The following is a 12153-nucleotide window of genomic DNA, read 5'->3' as shown; positions in this document are numbered from 1 at the left end:
AATGCCTTTATTTGTAGATTGGGCGAGGGATGTATTAGAAAACATTCTGCAAGCAATTCCTAGCTCTGAAAATCCTGCCTTAATCAAGGGCATTAGATCAAAATTTCGGGACGATTTTTCTGGTGGTACTTTAAATGCTGATAATTGGGAAGTAATTCAACTTGGCAGTGGTCAAGCAATTACTGTCAGCAATTCAGAATTACAGATCAACACTGGAACCAGTACTGGTTCTACCATAATCAGATCAAAAAAAAGCTTTTCAATTCCTGTAAGACTTAGCTTCGTTTTTTACTTGTCTCAAAGAATTGCAAATCAAAATTTCATCATCGAAATAGTTGATAGCGCTGGAGAAAATTATGCAAGATGGAGTTTTAACGGCACAAATCCGAATAACTCGATTCCATCTGTCGCTAACTTTGGCATAGCTGGAAGCGCAATTGCTGTTAATACAGCGAATGCTACATCTACATACGCACTTTACGAGATTGACATAGGACTTAATGAGGTAATATTCGCGACACGAAATCTTGAGGCAGGAAATGCAAGGGCTTCTAGTTATTCTAGGAATAGAAAAATTCCCGATCCAAATCTTGAATATTTTATTCAAGTTCGAGTTGAAAACAGTGGGGTTGTCAGCAATACTACTGTTTTTGTCGATAGTTTTTCTTATCAAATACCGGAATTATTATCGGCTGAAATAACTGGAGGTCGTGGGAGTACTGTCGGTAGCGAGGCAATCCCAGTAATTGGGGTTGGCGGGAACTTTTCAATTAATGGGGCTATTGCAGTAAGTACAATCGGGACAATTACAGCACTTGACAACGTTGTATATTCAACAGAAACAATAGCGACTTTGTTAGCTAATGCAACTTTTACAGGGGCAAGTAAGGATACCGCCGGAAGAAAAAATTTAACTGTGTTTGTAAACAGCGACCAAACAGGGACACTTTTTGTTGATTGGTCAGCAGATGCCCTTACTTTCTTTCCGTTCCCCGGTCAAGCTTGCGCGGCTAACACTTCGGTGGTGTATCAGCAAGAAACACCTCTGCGCTATTACAGAATCAGGTTTGTAAATGGAGCTACTGCCGCAACGCCCAAAATTTACACCTTATTAAGATTTTTATGAAAATAGCAATTGACCCCGGTCACAAATGCCCTCCAGATACAGGCGCTGAGGGTTTTTTGATTGAACAGGATTTAAATCAAGACATATACAATGAGTTAAGTTGGTTGTTAATTGATGCGGGGGTGGAGGTTGTTAACTGCCGTCCAACAACGCGAGTTAAATCAGTGACAGAATCGCTTTCGAGAAGATGCGCGATCGCGAATGCTGCAAAAGCTGATTATTTCATCAGCATTCACCACAACGCTGGTGGTGGAACTGGTTCCGAGATTTTCGCTATTAGTCCAGAAGGGAAGAAATTAGCCGCGTCTGTTCTTGCACCTTTGTGTGCTTTGGGCTTTCGCAATCGTGGGGTAAAGGAGCGCGGGTTTCTGGTACTGCGAAAAACTAATATGCCCGCGATTTTGATAGAGGTGTGCTTTATTGACAATGCAGCAGACTGCCAGCTTTGGGAGAAGTTGAAAGCTAAACAGATTGCTAGCGCTATTTTCAAGGGTTTAGATGACTGCCTACAAATCACTAGCCAGTCGTAGAATTACTGGGTATACTTGTACCAGTTGCACAAAGATAGCCAGTATACCCGGTTTCTCTGGTTTGACGGGTATCCCTCATATGTAAGATTTTTCCACTTAAGCGATCGTATAGCCCTGTAGCGATCGCTTTTATTTTGGGGAATAAAGATGGTTAGTGAAAGCATAATCCAATTCCTAGCCGCTGGTTTCGAGCTAGCTTTTAGGAATTTAGAATCAAAAATTATTACTTTATTGGAGACAACGATGGCTACTTTATTAGAAAAGATTCAAGAGTTACAAGCAGGTCAAGCAGTCAGCAATGAGAAGATTCAAGCTTTAGTGGCTGCATCGACTGAAGAACGTGAACAAGTAGGCGGGCTTGTAACTTTGTCGGTTGCACAGCAAGAAACTATCACCCAACTCAACGAGAAGGTGGAAGAATTGACCGCGCTCCTTGATGGCAGTAATCAGGAGACAACAGCCGCCATTGAAGCTGTAGAAAGTTTACTGGAAAGCACTATGCAGCAATCGGAGAATATCTCAGGTGCAATTGAGGAAATCAAGGCGATCTATAATCCTGAATAGGAATAGAGTTTGACCCCTCATAAATTAACGACACCATCTAAGCGATCGCTTTCTCTAGGCGATCGCTTTTTTGTTCGGAGTTAATGTTCGGAGTTGATGTTCGGAGTCTTATCTGTTGGCTCTATAACAGGTGTCCCATCTTCGTAATGGTCATGAAAATCTGGATCATTAATGTCTAGATCAACTTCTGGAATGTACCCCACATAACCACATTCCTCGCAGAAGAAAGAATCTCCATTCTCAATCACGAGTTTTTCCCCTCCACAATCAGGGCAACTTGAAGGGGGAAACATTAAAATCATGACATCACCCGGATGCGATCGCATCCGAACCCAAACGCATCAATCAGGGTTCCATCGGGGGTAATGAACTTATGGCGTTTTTGCATAGCGTTGTGGTGGTCGATTGATTCCACCCACTTACAGCCAGACACCCACTGAGTAGGGGAACAATCAGTTTTGATAACCTCAAAGGTTAACGATTTCAGCCAATTGTCTAAGACATTTTTCAGCTTATTGTCTGGTTTGTAAGCCCCTAATTTTTCAGTTTTCTCTACTGCTTTAATTCCATCTGGGGTAATGATAGTAAATCTCCAATTCTTGGGGTCTATTTCTTCCGCCATCGCTTTAACTTGCCCTAAACAAGTGTTATATATTTTGCGTATTTGTTCTAACTGTTTAGTTTGTACCTGTGTCTCTTGCCCTGGAAATAGTGGTTGTTGAATTGGTTCTGATAACTCTGTAGTAGCAGTTTTCTCTAAAGTTGATGGCTTTGCCTCTACATGTATTAATTCTGACTTTAAAGGGGCATTTGAGGGGTGATCGGAGGTGATCGGGTGATCGGTTAGGGGGTCAGGCACCCGATCACCCCTAGAGCCTATATTTTGCAAGTCTTCTAGCCGATGGTGATCGGGTGATCGGTTTTGATCGCCATCATTTTTTGGGGTACCTTTTTTTTCAGGGTCATTTTTGCCGATCACCCGATCACCGTCGCCGCTATCGCTTATCCCATCTAGTTTCAAGGGGTGATCGGCAGGGTGATCGGCAGGGTGATCGGGGTACTTAGTATGATCATCGATCAGTGGTACGCTTAATGGCTGTAACCCTTGATTTTCCGTTGAATATATGATTTGACTGCCATTGAGATTGTAACCGTTTGTAAACTCTAAGTAGTAGCAATTAGTTTTACCTGGCTTCCTCTCAACACTAAGTAATCCATCGGAGGTAATTTCGTTTAATGTCCGTCTACAGTTGCCGCTAGAGATATTAGCAAACTGGCTGATTTCTTCGGCTGTAAACCTGGTATTCGGATGCTGACGGAAATATTCAAGTATTTTGCCTCTGGTACCTCTACTCGATACGTCAGCGTTTGGCGCGACTTCTTCACCTAAGAATTTAAACGCTAAAGTATCGGGGTCAAAATACAGTTTGTAGCGCTTTCCAGATGAACGGGAACGTGATTTATCTATTTCTAATACGCGGTCGTATTGGGTATCTTCTGGCTGATTACTTTTAGTTAGTCGCCACACTTCCGAAACTGCGTTTCTAATTGCGGTGGTACCTCTGACTTCTCCCCCTTTGTTGGCGTGGTGGATAAATAGGAAAGTACAGTTGTGTTGTGCAGCTAGCCCGGATGCTTCTAGGAGCGGTCGCGCAAATTCTGAGTCACTTTCGCGGACGGTCGAGAACCTTGAACCAAAGCTGAGTGAGTCAAAAACCACAAAGTCGGGTTTGAACTCGTTTAAGTCTTGGGTCAAGGTTGCCATATTCTCAAATGACCAACCAAAGCGAATTCTGATGTATTTGGTTAAGTCCCCTTGCTCATAGCCGAGCATCTGGAGAGATTGGAGCATATCCCCTTCTTGCTCATCCCCTTGATAAAAAAGGATGCGACGCTTTTCACCAGTGGCGAGAAAGTCCCCAAATTGGGTTCCTTCAATTAAATTTTTAGCAAGGGAGTAAACAAGTTTAGTTTTCCCAATACCCCCATCAGCTGCTAGCAATATTGTGGTGGCAAGTGGGACTAATCCTTGTTGTAGCCAACGACGAACTGATGACCCAGCGGCTTGTTTCAAGTCTTCGTAGTCCATCAATTTAGTGCAGGTGCCGACTAACGATTTTAGGTAAAGACTCTCTAAAAAGCCGATAGATGTCCTGGTGTCATCTGCTAGAGCCTTTAACCGCATGTGTTTCAGGGATGGTTCAGCAACTGTGGTGTAAATTCTCTTGAGTTTGTCGATTAAGCGATCGTGTCTGGACTTAATTAATTCTTCCTCTGTTTTGACTGTTTCTAATTCCACAACAGTCTCAACTCGACGCTTGAAGCTTTCTAATACTTCCTCAATATCTACTTGGGTATCGTACCCTAAGCGAATTGTTTCGTTCCCTAACTTGATTAAGTCCTTTCTGACTGCTTTTTCAATAACTAATGCTGCTAGTTCGTCAATATTGACGGCTGATACTGTCCCCTCAACTAAATTCGCTAGCTTATTTCTTCCGCCAATTTCTGCAAGTAGCTTTTTATCGTTTAGGTAGCTGCTAAGAGAAAGTAAATCAGTTGGTTTATTTTGACGGGCTAATTTACAGCAAGCCTTGTATATTTCTCTATTCGCAGTTACTTGGAAATGTTCCGGTTTTAGTCGTCCCCAAATTCGGAATATCGCAGTTGGGTCAAGTAATATTCCTCCTAAAATCGCATCTTCAGCCTGTTCATTTCTTGGGGGAAGTTCGTTAGGTGTGGGGGTAAAGTCTAATACATCAGCTTTGTAAGGAATAGCAACCATTAGTATGCACCTCCATTGTTAAAGGCGATTACTAATAGTTTTTGTTGTAGAATATTGATAGAAAAAGATATTAATATCAGTATTCGATTTATTTTTTGTTGGTGGAATGAGTTGTCCCTCATTCCTTTTTTCTGCGATTTATTCATGATTGTGCTCGTTGTTACTTAATAAGAGAGGTGGATAATTGTTAAAACGGGGCAGTCAATGATAGCCATTCAGCGTTTTCATACTGCGGAAAGCAGCTTATAAAGTCGCTTTCGGCTCTCCAATCAACGTATACTTGTATCCTAGGACGTGAAAAATATACGTGTAATCCTCCAAAATCATCGCCATTTTCCATCGGGTAAAAGTCGCTTGTGGTTTGTATAATTCGTGTAATACGTATCTGGAAGCTAGGAAAATACTGAGAGTGCATTGCACTCCATGACCAGAGTTTAATGATGTGGCGTAGTTGCTTGATGTTCATCTTTAATTATTGAGGGAATGTTTTTGATTTTTGATTTCTCCGGCAATTTCTGAAAGTCCACGATGAGATTCTGGATTTGCTTTAATTGCACAAGTCAGGTTGTGGATGATGCCTGCTGACATCCATCGAGCTTCATCAAATGAGAGGTTGAACTCTCTTTCAAGGTAGACGGTCAATTCGGCAAGGGCTTCTGCTTGTGCAACACCACTAGGGGTTAAGTTGATTTGTTGTTTGTTCATGGTGGTTGTTTGGGAACGATTTAATTAACCAGGTGCAACTGGTTGTTAAATCATGAGGGTTATAAAAGTGGAAAATCGAATTGTTCTTGAAGATGGGGACGTTGTGAACGTTAGCCCTAATCAAAACCCCACTGGGTCTGCGACTGCCAAGGTTGGAGATATAAAGAAGTCAATAGGTAGTAAGCTAGGGAATGATCAAATGAGTTGGGGATTTAATGGTGTACATGGGGAAGCACTAATACAAATCGGTGGCGGTGGATGGATGAAAGGAAGAATGGTGCTTCAAATAATGTTTTATCCTAGTCAATCATTACCCTCCCAACAAAAAACTCAGGTATCTTCCCCACTTGATGACTTGAGAAAGGAATTAAATATTTAGGACTCGCCGAAATAAGCACAAAAATAACCGTCTCACCTTATATAGGGTGAGACGGTTTTATTCTGGCGAAGCTGTTTCTAGCTCTATTCTTAGAGATTCAAGCTCTTTGATTTTGGTCTCAAGCTTAATCTTCTCTTCTAATGCAACCTGAATTTCTAGATCTTTTTGTGCCACTTGTTCACGGTAGTTGCTGATTAAGTGGCGTAGCATTCCCCCAGCAGTTGAGTCTCCGCCGAAGTTTTTTGTGCGCGAGTCATCCTTTCTACTAACTCGCTTCTGCTTATGCCCAGTGTTACAGCTTGAGCGTCTAAATAATCCAGACTGTCTGGAGTCAGCATTATTGAGACTTCTTTTTTCTTCTGCCCGTGTGCAGCTGTTTTTGTTTTCCGACCCATTCACATTACCCATGTAAACCATTCCTATTTTACCCGTGTAATAGCTTGTTGCTTTACCGATGTAATGCTAACATCTTTTATATTACCCTGGTAAAGTAAATCTTGGGTAATAAAAAAGCGATCGCATAATCCAACCAGACTTAGAGAGGCTGACAAATACAACTAGACGTAGCAGCCCGTCCTTGAGAATTTATGCTTTCAAGCTCAACAAAACTTTAAGTAACGGTAATGTGACTGATGACCAAGGTCACTCTGCGGAGACAAGTCAAAAACCGTAACTTTAACATCCAGGAACAAACAATTAGAAACAACCATGACCCAACAACTAATAAACTTAGTCACCGACATTGAGCCAATTATGGACTATCTAGACTTTCAACCAGGGGAAGATCCGTTTATTGATGGGTTGGTGGAGCGACACGGGAACCATCTACAAACACTCACACAAAGAGAAAAGTTATATATGGTGGCTTTTCTCGCTAATAGCCTCAGCCTTGAAGCAGACGGGGATATAGGGAATCGGATTATTCAACTCTCTCAAGATTGCTTCTCTCAGTTGGGAGGCACTGATCTACTGGCATTAATTGCCGCACTTTCAGATCAGTTGAGGGGTGGCTATTATGCAGAATCAAACAACAAAACCGGGCAATAGTGTCACCTATCACCCGGTCAAGAACTGATACACCTTTCAGTAATAAGAAAATTATGCCAGAAATTAACCCAAAAATAGGGGGTGCAGTAAATGGCTGCTAAACAAACCCCAAAATCAACCAAAACCACACCAGAAGTTGCTCAAGAAATAGGAGTTGCCGAAAGTACCGTTCGTAGTTGGTTATCCCGCTACACCTGTTTTGTAGAAGGACATCACTACATCAAAGAGGAAAGCGGTAGAACTTTATGGCTAGAGGCTGGAGTGGAATTCCTCAAAACTAAATCAGGGGAATTCTCCACCGCGACCGAAACAGTAACCATTAATCCTGGTGAGGAAATTATTGAACCGATTCTAGAAGCGACAGCCCAACAACTCGCCTATATTTATTTTGAGAAACTTCCTCAGCGAGTTGTGGAGCGGATTCAACAAATGCTCAGTAATCCCTCACCACAGGATGCTGAAGTGTTGCAACGGGCAATGCAACGGTCAATTGCAGCAGGTGCAACACATCTAATTGCCAACTCCACCACACGGAGGTTGCAGGGATGAAAAATAGTAGTTCACAAACAGAATTAAAAGTGGTTCCCTTTCGTGGCGAGATGTACCAGGAAACCACGCCCCCAGTTGTTGCAACAGCTAAATCTAATAGTTCATTTCTGCTACTTGCTTGTGTGTGCCTAGTGGGTGTTGGTGTTGCATTGGGGGCAACAGTCACATACAACTCCACAGAACAGGAGCAACTACGACACATGCAACAGCAGCTGCAACAGTTTGAACAAATCAAAAAACAATTATGCCTAGGAGGCTGAAATCATGGGAATCATGGGAACTGTAATGGGCAAGGTGGGAACAGGTGGGAATGACGATAATTCCCACAAACGCACCTACCAAGGAGACCACAACCTGTCCGTAGAAACAGCGTTGCAGCCGACTGATGATAATGTCATCAACCCGTTAAACCAAAATAATTGGGACAGCATTCGCACCCAATCGGTGGTAGCAAGTCCCACTTACTTTACGAAGGAACAAGCCGACAACCTCAAAAAGCTAGCCAGACTAAAAAAACAAGAAGCAACACAGACGAAACGAGCGTATAAATCACTGAAAACCCTAGAAAAAACAGATTCGACCGTACACGTCGAACACCGTAACTATCAAAAAACCGTTGCAACATCTGAAACCACTAAGCAACGCTCTAATGCTAGCCTAGCCAGGAAGTTACACCGCTTACGTCCTGAATATGTGCAGATGGGTAAAAGCATCGAGCGTGCTGAAAGCAAGGCAGATAAGCGCATTTTAGAACTCAAAGCCAAGATTGAAGCCGTAACCTAATGATTAGTAAAGCGCTGTATTTAATCGGGTTATTCCTGGTTGGGTGCAGTGCTTCCAGCCTGTTATCCTGGCTGGGAACACTGCACCCTAATATGTTTCGTGTCGTTGGTGCGGCTTATGGTTTGATCAGTGCTGCATGGTGTGTGTGCTGGTTGTGTGATGATGCGATCGCCCCCTATTTCAAGGCTAAAGATCTCAACTTCTACGCCTGCTTGATTAGTTTCGCTGTTGCGCTGGTTTTAGGAGGCGTGACAACATGGCTAACCAGCAACTAACCCTCAATAATTGGCATAAAAGCTATATATATGCAGGTTGTGCATTGACAATGTGGCTAGCGGCTCAGTCTCCAGTGGGGAAAGTCGGTAAGGGTGTTTTCTTATCCCTGTCGCTGTTGCATGGTGTTGCACTGGTGCGAGTCTCTAAATCGCTCATCGAGGAGGAAGCTAATTCCATTGCCCTGAACACCATGAATAAGGAACTACGAAACACTGAGTTAGTGTTGCAGACTCAACAACTTGAGGGTGAATTAGCCCAACTATATGCAACGGAACCTAGTTCCGGTGATGGTTCCACCCCGGAACTAATTAATGAGTTAAAAGAATCGCTAGAAGCCTTGTGGTTAACGGTTGCTGAGGACGCTAGTTCCGAAGTTCCCAGTTCCGGGAACCGGAGAAGCTTGTATTTAGCGGTTGTAAATTTACTGGAAACTGGTAAATCTGAAAGTTTTGTAATTAAGGAGGTGTTGGGTTTTCAGGGAAGAAATTACCAAACTGGTAAAGAAATTTTAGAAGGACTTTTAAAGGAGGGTACAGAAAATGAGTGGTAATGAGCTTGAGGGCTTGATAATTCAAGCCCTTAAGGAAAACAGCCCTTTAACAGCCAAGCAGATAATCAAATATGCGAACGACAGAAGCAAGCGCAACGTGAATAAATATAATTCCGGTAGTTTTAACCAGGCATTTATCTCTCTGAAAGCAGACGGGAAAGTTGCTTATACCCCTTCCCCATACGGGTTTATTGCGCCTGGTACTTACTCTTTGAATATATTTGAGCAAGGCAATGGAAATTAGCGATCGCATTCAGCAAGCGAACGCAAGGTTAAAAGCAGCCAAAGTGGGAGTAACTATTGAGCAGGACGGAAGCAAGTTAAGATTGCGCGCCACACTTCCCCCACGGATGGGAGACGGGGAACCTAAACAACAGCGCATATCATTAAACATCAACGCCACCCCGGACGGCATTAAACAAGCCGAAAGTGAAGCCCACACCATCCGGTTAAAATTAAACACCGGAAAATTTAATTGGGGAGAATATATTAAAGCGGAAATAGTGGAAGAAGTCCCAAAACTAATTAGTGAGTGGCTCCAAGCTTTTGAAGATGATTACTTCAACCGCAGACAAAAAAACTCAAAATCTCTCACCACTTGGCACGGGGATTACTTCCAGGTATTTAAGCGACTTCCCCAAAATGAGTTATTAACTCCGGAAAATCTCCGACGTTTAATTTTAACCACACCACCCGACACCAAAAACCGTAAACGTTACTGTAATATTTTGGGTGCGTTAGCTAAGTTTGCCTGTATCGACTTTGATGCACGCAACTTATCTGGGAATTACAGCCCTAGACGGGTAGCTCCTAGAGATATCCCAATTGATGCAGACATTGCCAACTGGCATAAAAAATTAGTAAATCCGGCTTGGAGGTGGTTGTATGGGATGCTTGCTACCTACGGACTTCGTAATCATGAAGTTTTCAGGCTTGATTTTGAGGAAATTAAACGCGGTAATCGAATTGTTCACGTATTAGACGGTAAAACGGGTTCCCGTCGTGTTTGGGCTTGCTTCCCTGAGTGGTTTGAAATATTCCACCTGTCAGAAGTGAAATTACCAGAAGCTAATTTAGAGAGAACTAACGCCCAACTAGGGAACAATGTTACTCACTACTTTGCAAGGCACAAATTACCATTCTCCCCTTACGATTTACGCCATGCTTGGGCAATCCGAACTTTAGAGTTTGGGCTTGATATTACACTTGCGGCTCAACAGATGGGGCATTCGTTAGCGGTTCATAGCGAAACCTACCACCACTGGATTAGTGAACGTCATCACCAGCGTGCTTATGATCTGTTGATGACCAGAAGCGATCGCCCAAAACCACCTGACTAAATTCTGACTAAATCCACAACCCTTGCATAGCCTCAGCTTATAACTCAATATTCCCTCAAATGCTTACCCTGGTTAGATTGTCTATCGCAATACCAGGGTTTTCACTACCCTACGTAGTGTCTGAAAATCCTCGTGTCACGAGTTCAAGTCTCGTTCCTGGCATAACAACCCAAACCCCTGAAACATATAGCTTTCAGGGGTTTTTAATTTCAACCAAAACCCCATTCCAGCCATTGATGGTGGATTTATTGTTGTGAAAATAGATTCCACGTTGGACATATTTGGGCATGTTTGGAAAAATTTTGGGGGTAAATTGGGGGTAAATTTGAGCGTACTTTTTTCCATGTCTAAGCCAACCCCTCAAAAATCTTCTAAAGGAACTGTCCAAATTAAAATCTCAAATGACCGTCTGCAACTCGTTTTTCGCATTGCAGGGAAGCGCTATTACCTTTCGACGGGTTTTACCGACAGCGTTGCCAATCGTAAGGTGGCTGAAATGAAAGCTAGACAAATTGAGTTGGATATTATGTCGGGGAATTTCGACCCCACTTTAACCAAATATAAGCCGGAAGCTTTGCTGGCTAAGGTTACACCATCAATTACACCAATTGTGGCTACATCTTTGGCGGATTTATGGGAAAGTTATGTCGAATTTAAGCGCAGTAGTTTATCCCCCAGCACCTTGGCTAAGGATATTAAGAGAATCTCACGCTGTCTCGATATCGAACTCCCGGTGAAATCGGTAAACGATGCAATCGTAATCAGAGATTGGTTAATAGCCAACAAAACCCCGAATACCTGCAAGCGGATTTTGACTCAAATTTCGGCTTGCTGCGATTGGGGTGTTAAATCTAACTTAATCGAAAAAAATCCGTTTGAGGATATGGCAGGGGATATCAAAATACCCAAGGGTGAAAAGGAAGAGACGGACATTAATGCGTTTACTCAGGAAGAACGCGATCGCATTATCAAAGCATTCAAACAAAACCGTTATTACAAAGACTATGCATCGTTGATTGAGTTTTTGTTCATGACTGGTTGTAGACCATCTGAAGCTATAGCTTTACAGTGGCAGCATATCTCTAAGGATTTTCGCTTTATTCGGTTCGAGCAAGCGGTGGTGGTATCAGAGTCAGGGTTAGTTTGTAAGAGGGGTTTGAAGACTCAGAAAAAGCGGAGTTTTCCCATCAATAAGAGTCTGGGAGAATTATTGAAATCGATAAAACTCGCAGGTATAGAGGATGAGGATAAAGTGTTTCCCTCCAAGGAAGGAATGTGGATCGATGTTCACAATTTGACCAACCGAGGCTGGAAAGCGATTTTAGAAAACTTGGATGGGATTGAATATCGCAAGCTATATCAGACACGGCATACATTTATTACCCTGGCTTTGAGGAATGGAATGGATGTAAAGGATGTGGCGAAATTGGTGGGGAACTCACCGGAGGTTATTTATCGGCATTATGTGGGGTATAGCCGAGAGATTGTTGTGCCGGATTTTTGAGTTTGGGAAAGCCGAAAG

At 42.7% G+C, this 12153-nt stretch carries 18 protein-coding genes; 13 read left to right on the top strand and 5 right to left on the bottom strand.

The annotated features are described in order from the left end of the window. Position 1 precedes the first annotated feature (1 nt). The 3 genes from CAL6303_RS12940 to CAL6303_RS12930 all read left to right on the top strand — a co-directional run bounded on the left by CAL6303_RS12940 (position 2) and on the right by CAL6303_RS12930 (position 2220). Positions 2-1126: a hypothetical protein gene (locus CAL6303_RS12940; RefSeq protein WP_015198261.1), complete on the top strand. Its 1125-nt coding sequence runs from the start codon at positions 2-4 to the stop codon at positions 1124-1126. After that, a complete protein-coding gene (locus CAL6303_RS12935) occupies positions 1123-1656 on the top strand; it encodes an N-acetylmuramoyl-L-alanine amidase (RefSeq protein ID WP_015198260.1) in 534 nt (177 codons plus the stop codon). The genes CAL6303_RS12940 and CAL6303_RS12935 overlap by 4 nt, the downstream gene beginning before the upstream one ends. Positions 1657-1899: 243 nt before the next feature. Beyond that, positions 1900-2220 (top strand): hypothetical protein, encoded by a 321-nt coding sequence (locus tag CAL6303_RS12930; protein WP_158333150.1) that lies wholly within the window; start codon positions 1900-1902, stop codon positions 2218-2220. Between the two features lie 80 nt (positions 2221-2300). Here the strand turns inward: CAL6303_RS12930 and CAL6303_RS12925 are convergent, their stop codons facing one another. The 3 genes from CAL6303_RS12925 to CAL6303_RS12910 all read right to left on the bottom strand — a co-directional run bounded on the left by CAL6303_RS12925 (position 2301) and on the right by CAL6303_RS12910 (position 5707). After that, a complete protein-coding gene (locus tag CAL6303_RS12925; protein WP_158333149.1) occupies positions 2301-2468 on the bottom strand; it encodes a hypothetical protein in 168 nt (55 codons plus the stop codon). Between the two features lie 50 nt (positions 2469-2518). Next, entirely contained in the window at positions 2519-5002 is a 2484-nt protein-coding gene (locus tag CAL6303_RS28505; protein WP_015198257.1) for a DnaB-like helicase N-terminal domain-containing protein, read from the bottom strand. Positions 5003-5470: 468 nt separating this feature from the next. Continuing rightward, positions 5471-5707, bottom strand: a complete 237-nt coding sequence (locus CAL6303_RS12910) for a hypothetical protein (RefSeq protein ID WP_015198255.1) — start codon at positions 5705-5707, stop codon at positions 5471-5473. Between the two features lie 67 nt (positions 5708-5774). Between CAL6303_RS12910 and CAL6303_RS12905 the strand changes: the two genes are divergently transcribed. Beyond that, the gene (locus CAL6303_RS12905) at positions 5775-6086 is read left to right on the top strand and encodes a hypothetical protein (protein WP_158333148.1); all 312 of its coding nucleotides are present in this window, start codon (positions 5775-5777) and stop codon (positions 6084-6086) included. A gap of 57 nt (positions 6087-6143) precedes the next feature. On the opposite strand, the gene CAL6303_RS28500 is transcribed toward CAL6303_RS12905, so the two are convergent. Together CAL6303_RS28500 and CAL6303_RS31460 are read right to left on the bottom strand one after the other, a co-directional pair. Next, on the bottom strand, positions 6144-6494 hold the full coding sequence (locus CAL6303_RS28500) for a hypothetical protein (protein ID WP_015198253.1): 351 nt from the start codon (positions 6492-6494) through the stop codon (positions 6144-6146). A gap of 11 nt (positions 6495-6505) precedes the next feature. After that, positions 6506-6637 carry a hypothetical protein gene (locus tag CAL6303_RS31460; protein WP_255348457.1) on the bottom strand — a complete coding sequence of 44 codons (132 nt, stop codon included), beginning with the start codon at positions 6635-6637 and terminating at the stop codon, positions 6506-6508. 157 nt (positions 6638-6794) lie between these two features. Between CAL6303_RS31460 and CAL6303_RS12895 the strand changes: the two genes are divergently transcribed. From CAL6303_RS12895 to CAL6303_RS12850, 9 genes are all read left to right on the top strand, one after another. Beyond that, entirely contained in the window at positions 6795-7133 is a 339-nt protein-coding gene (locus CAL6303_RS12895; RefSeq protein WP_015198252.1) for a hypothetical protein, read from the top strand. A gap of 90 nt (positions 7134-7223) precedes the next feature. Further along, the gene (locus CAL6303_RS12890) at positions 7224-7682 is read left to right on the top strand and encodes a helix-turn-helix domain-containing protein (protein WP_015198251.1); all 459 of its coding nucleotides are present in this window, start codon (positions 7224-7226) and stop codon (positions 7680-7682) included. Next, positions 7679-7942 carry a hypothetical protein gene (locus CAL6303_RS12885; protein WP_015198250.1) on the top strand — a complete coding sequence of 88 codons (264 nt, stop codon included), beginning with the start codon at positions 7679-7681 and terminating at the stop codon, positions 7940-7942. The genes CAL6303_RS12890 and CAL6303_RS12885 overlap by 4 nt, the downstream gene beginning before the upstream one ends. A gap of 4 nt (positions 7943-7946) precedes the next feature. Next, complete coding sequence (locus CAL6303_RS12880) at positions 7947-8465, top strand: hypothetical protein (RefSeq protein WP_015198249.1); 519 nt, start codon at positions 7947-7949, stop codon at positions 8463-8465. 92 nt (positions 8466-8557) lie between these two features. Next, complete coding sequence (locus tag CAL6303_RS12875) at positions 8558-8740, top strand: hypothetical protein (RefSeq protein ID WP_158333147.1); 183 nt, start codon at positions 8558-8560, stop codon at positions 8738-8740. Then, the gene (locus CAL6303_RS12870; RefSeq protein ID WP_015198247.1) at positions 8722-9291 is read left to right on the top strand and encodes a hypothetical protein; all 570 of its coding nucleotides are present in this window, start codon (positions 8722-8724) and stop codon (positions 9289-9291) included. Before CAL6303_RS12875 ends, CAL6303_RS12870 begins: the two co-directional genes overlap by 19 nt. Further along, complete coding sequence (locus tag CAL6303_RS12865; RefSeq protein WP_015198246.1) at positions 9281-9535, top strand: hypothetical protein; 255 nt, start codon at positions 9281-9283, stop codon at positions 9533-9535. Before CAL6303_RS12870 ends, CAL6303_RS12865 begins: the two co-directional genes overlap by 11 nt. After that, positions 9513-10631 (top strand): site-specific integrase, encoded by a 1119-nt coding sequence (locus CAL6303_RS12860; RefSeq protein WP_238993808.1) that lies wholly within the window; start codon positions 9513-9515, stop codon positions 10629-10631. Before CAL6303_RS12865 ends, CAL6303_RS12860 begins: the two co-directional genes overlap by 23 nt. A 343-nt stretch (positions 10632-10974) precedes the next feature. Further along, complete coding sequence (locus CAL6303_RS12850; protein WP_041739522.1) at positions 10975-12135, top strand: site-specific integrase; 1161 nt, start codon at positions 10975-10977, stop codon at positions 12133-12135. Positions 12136-12153: the final 18 nt, after the last annotated feature.

Source organism: Calothrix sp. PCC 6303 (assembly GCF_000317435.1).
In the GTDB taxonomy this organism is placed as follows: Bacteria; Cyanobacteriota; Cyanobacteriia; order Cyanobacteriales; family Nostocaceae; genus PCC-6303.
This window is presented reverse-complemented; position numbering and strand designations above follow the sequence as displayed.

Coding starts and splice junctions, on each gene's coding strand:
- CAL6303_RS12940 (WP_015198261.1), top strand. CDS start 2: ATGCCTTTATTTGTAGATTGGGCGAGGGATGTATTAGAAAACATTCTG.
- CAL6303_RS12935 (WP_015198260.1), top strand. CDS start 1,123: ATGAAAATAGCAATTGACCCCGGTCACAAATGCCCTCCAGATACAGGC.
- CAL6303_RS12930 (WP_158333150.1), top strand. CDS start 1,900: ATGGCTACTTTATTAGAAAAGATTCAAGAGTTACAAGCAGGTCAAGCA.
- CAL6303_RS28505 (WP_015198257.1), bottom strand. CDS start 5,002: ATGGTTGCTATTCCTTACAAAGCTGATGTATTAGACTTTACCCCCACA.
- CAL6303_RS12910 (WP_015198255.1), bottom strand. CDS start 5,707: ATGAACAAACAACAAATCAACTTAACCCCTAGTGGTGTTGCACAAGCA.
- CAL6303_RS28500 (WP_015198253.1), bottom strand. CDS start 6,494: ATGGGTAATGTGAATGGGTCGGAAAACAAAAACAGCTGCACACGGGCA.
- CAL6303_RS12895 (WP_015198252.1), top strand. CDS start 6,795: ATGACCCAACAACTAATAAACTTAGTCACCGACATTGAGCCAATTATG.
- CAL6303_RS12890 (WP_015198251.1), top strand. CDS start 7,224: ATGGCTGCTAAACAAACCCCAAAATCAACCAAAACCACACCAGAAGTT.
- CAL6303_RS12885 (WP_015198250.1), top strand. CDS start 7,679: ATGAAAAATAGTAGTTCACAAACAGAATTAAAAGTGGTTCCCTTTCGT.
- CAL6303_RS12880 (WP_015198249.1), top strand. CDS start 7,947: ATGGGAATCATGGGAACTGTAATGGGCAAGGTGGGAACAGGTGGGAAT.
- CAL6303_RS12875 (WP_158333147.1), top strand. CDS start 8,558: ATGTTTCGTGTCGTTGGTGCGGCTTATGGTTTGATCAGTGCTGCATGG.
- CAL6303_RS12870 (WP_015198247.1), top strand. CDS start 8,722: ATGGCTAACCAGCAACTAACCCTCAATAATTGGCATAAAAGCTATATA.
- CAL6303_RS12865 (WP_015198246.1), top strand. CDS start 9,281: ATGAGTGGTAATGAGCTTGAGGGCTTGATAATTCAAGCCCTTAAGGAA.
- CAL6303_RS12850 (WP_041739522.1), top strand. CDS start 10,975: ATGTCTAAGCCAACCCCTCAAAAATCTTCTAAAGGAACTGTCCAAATT.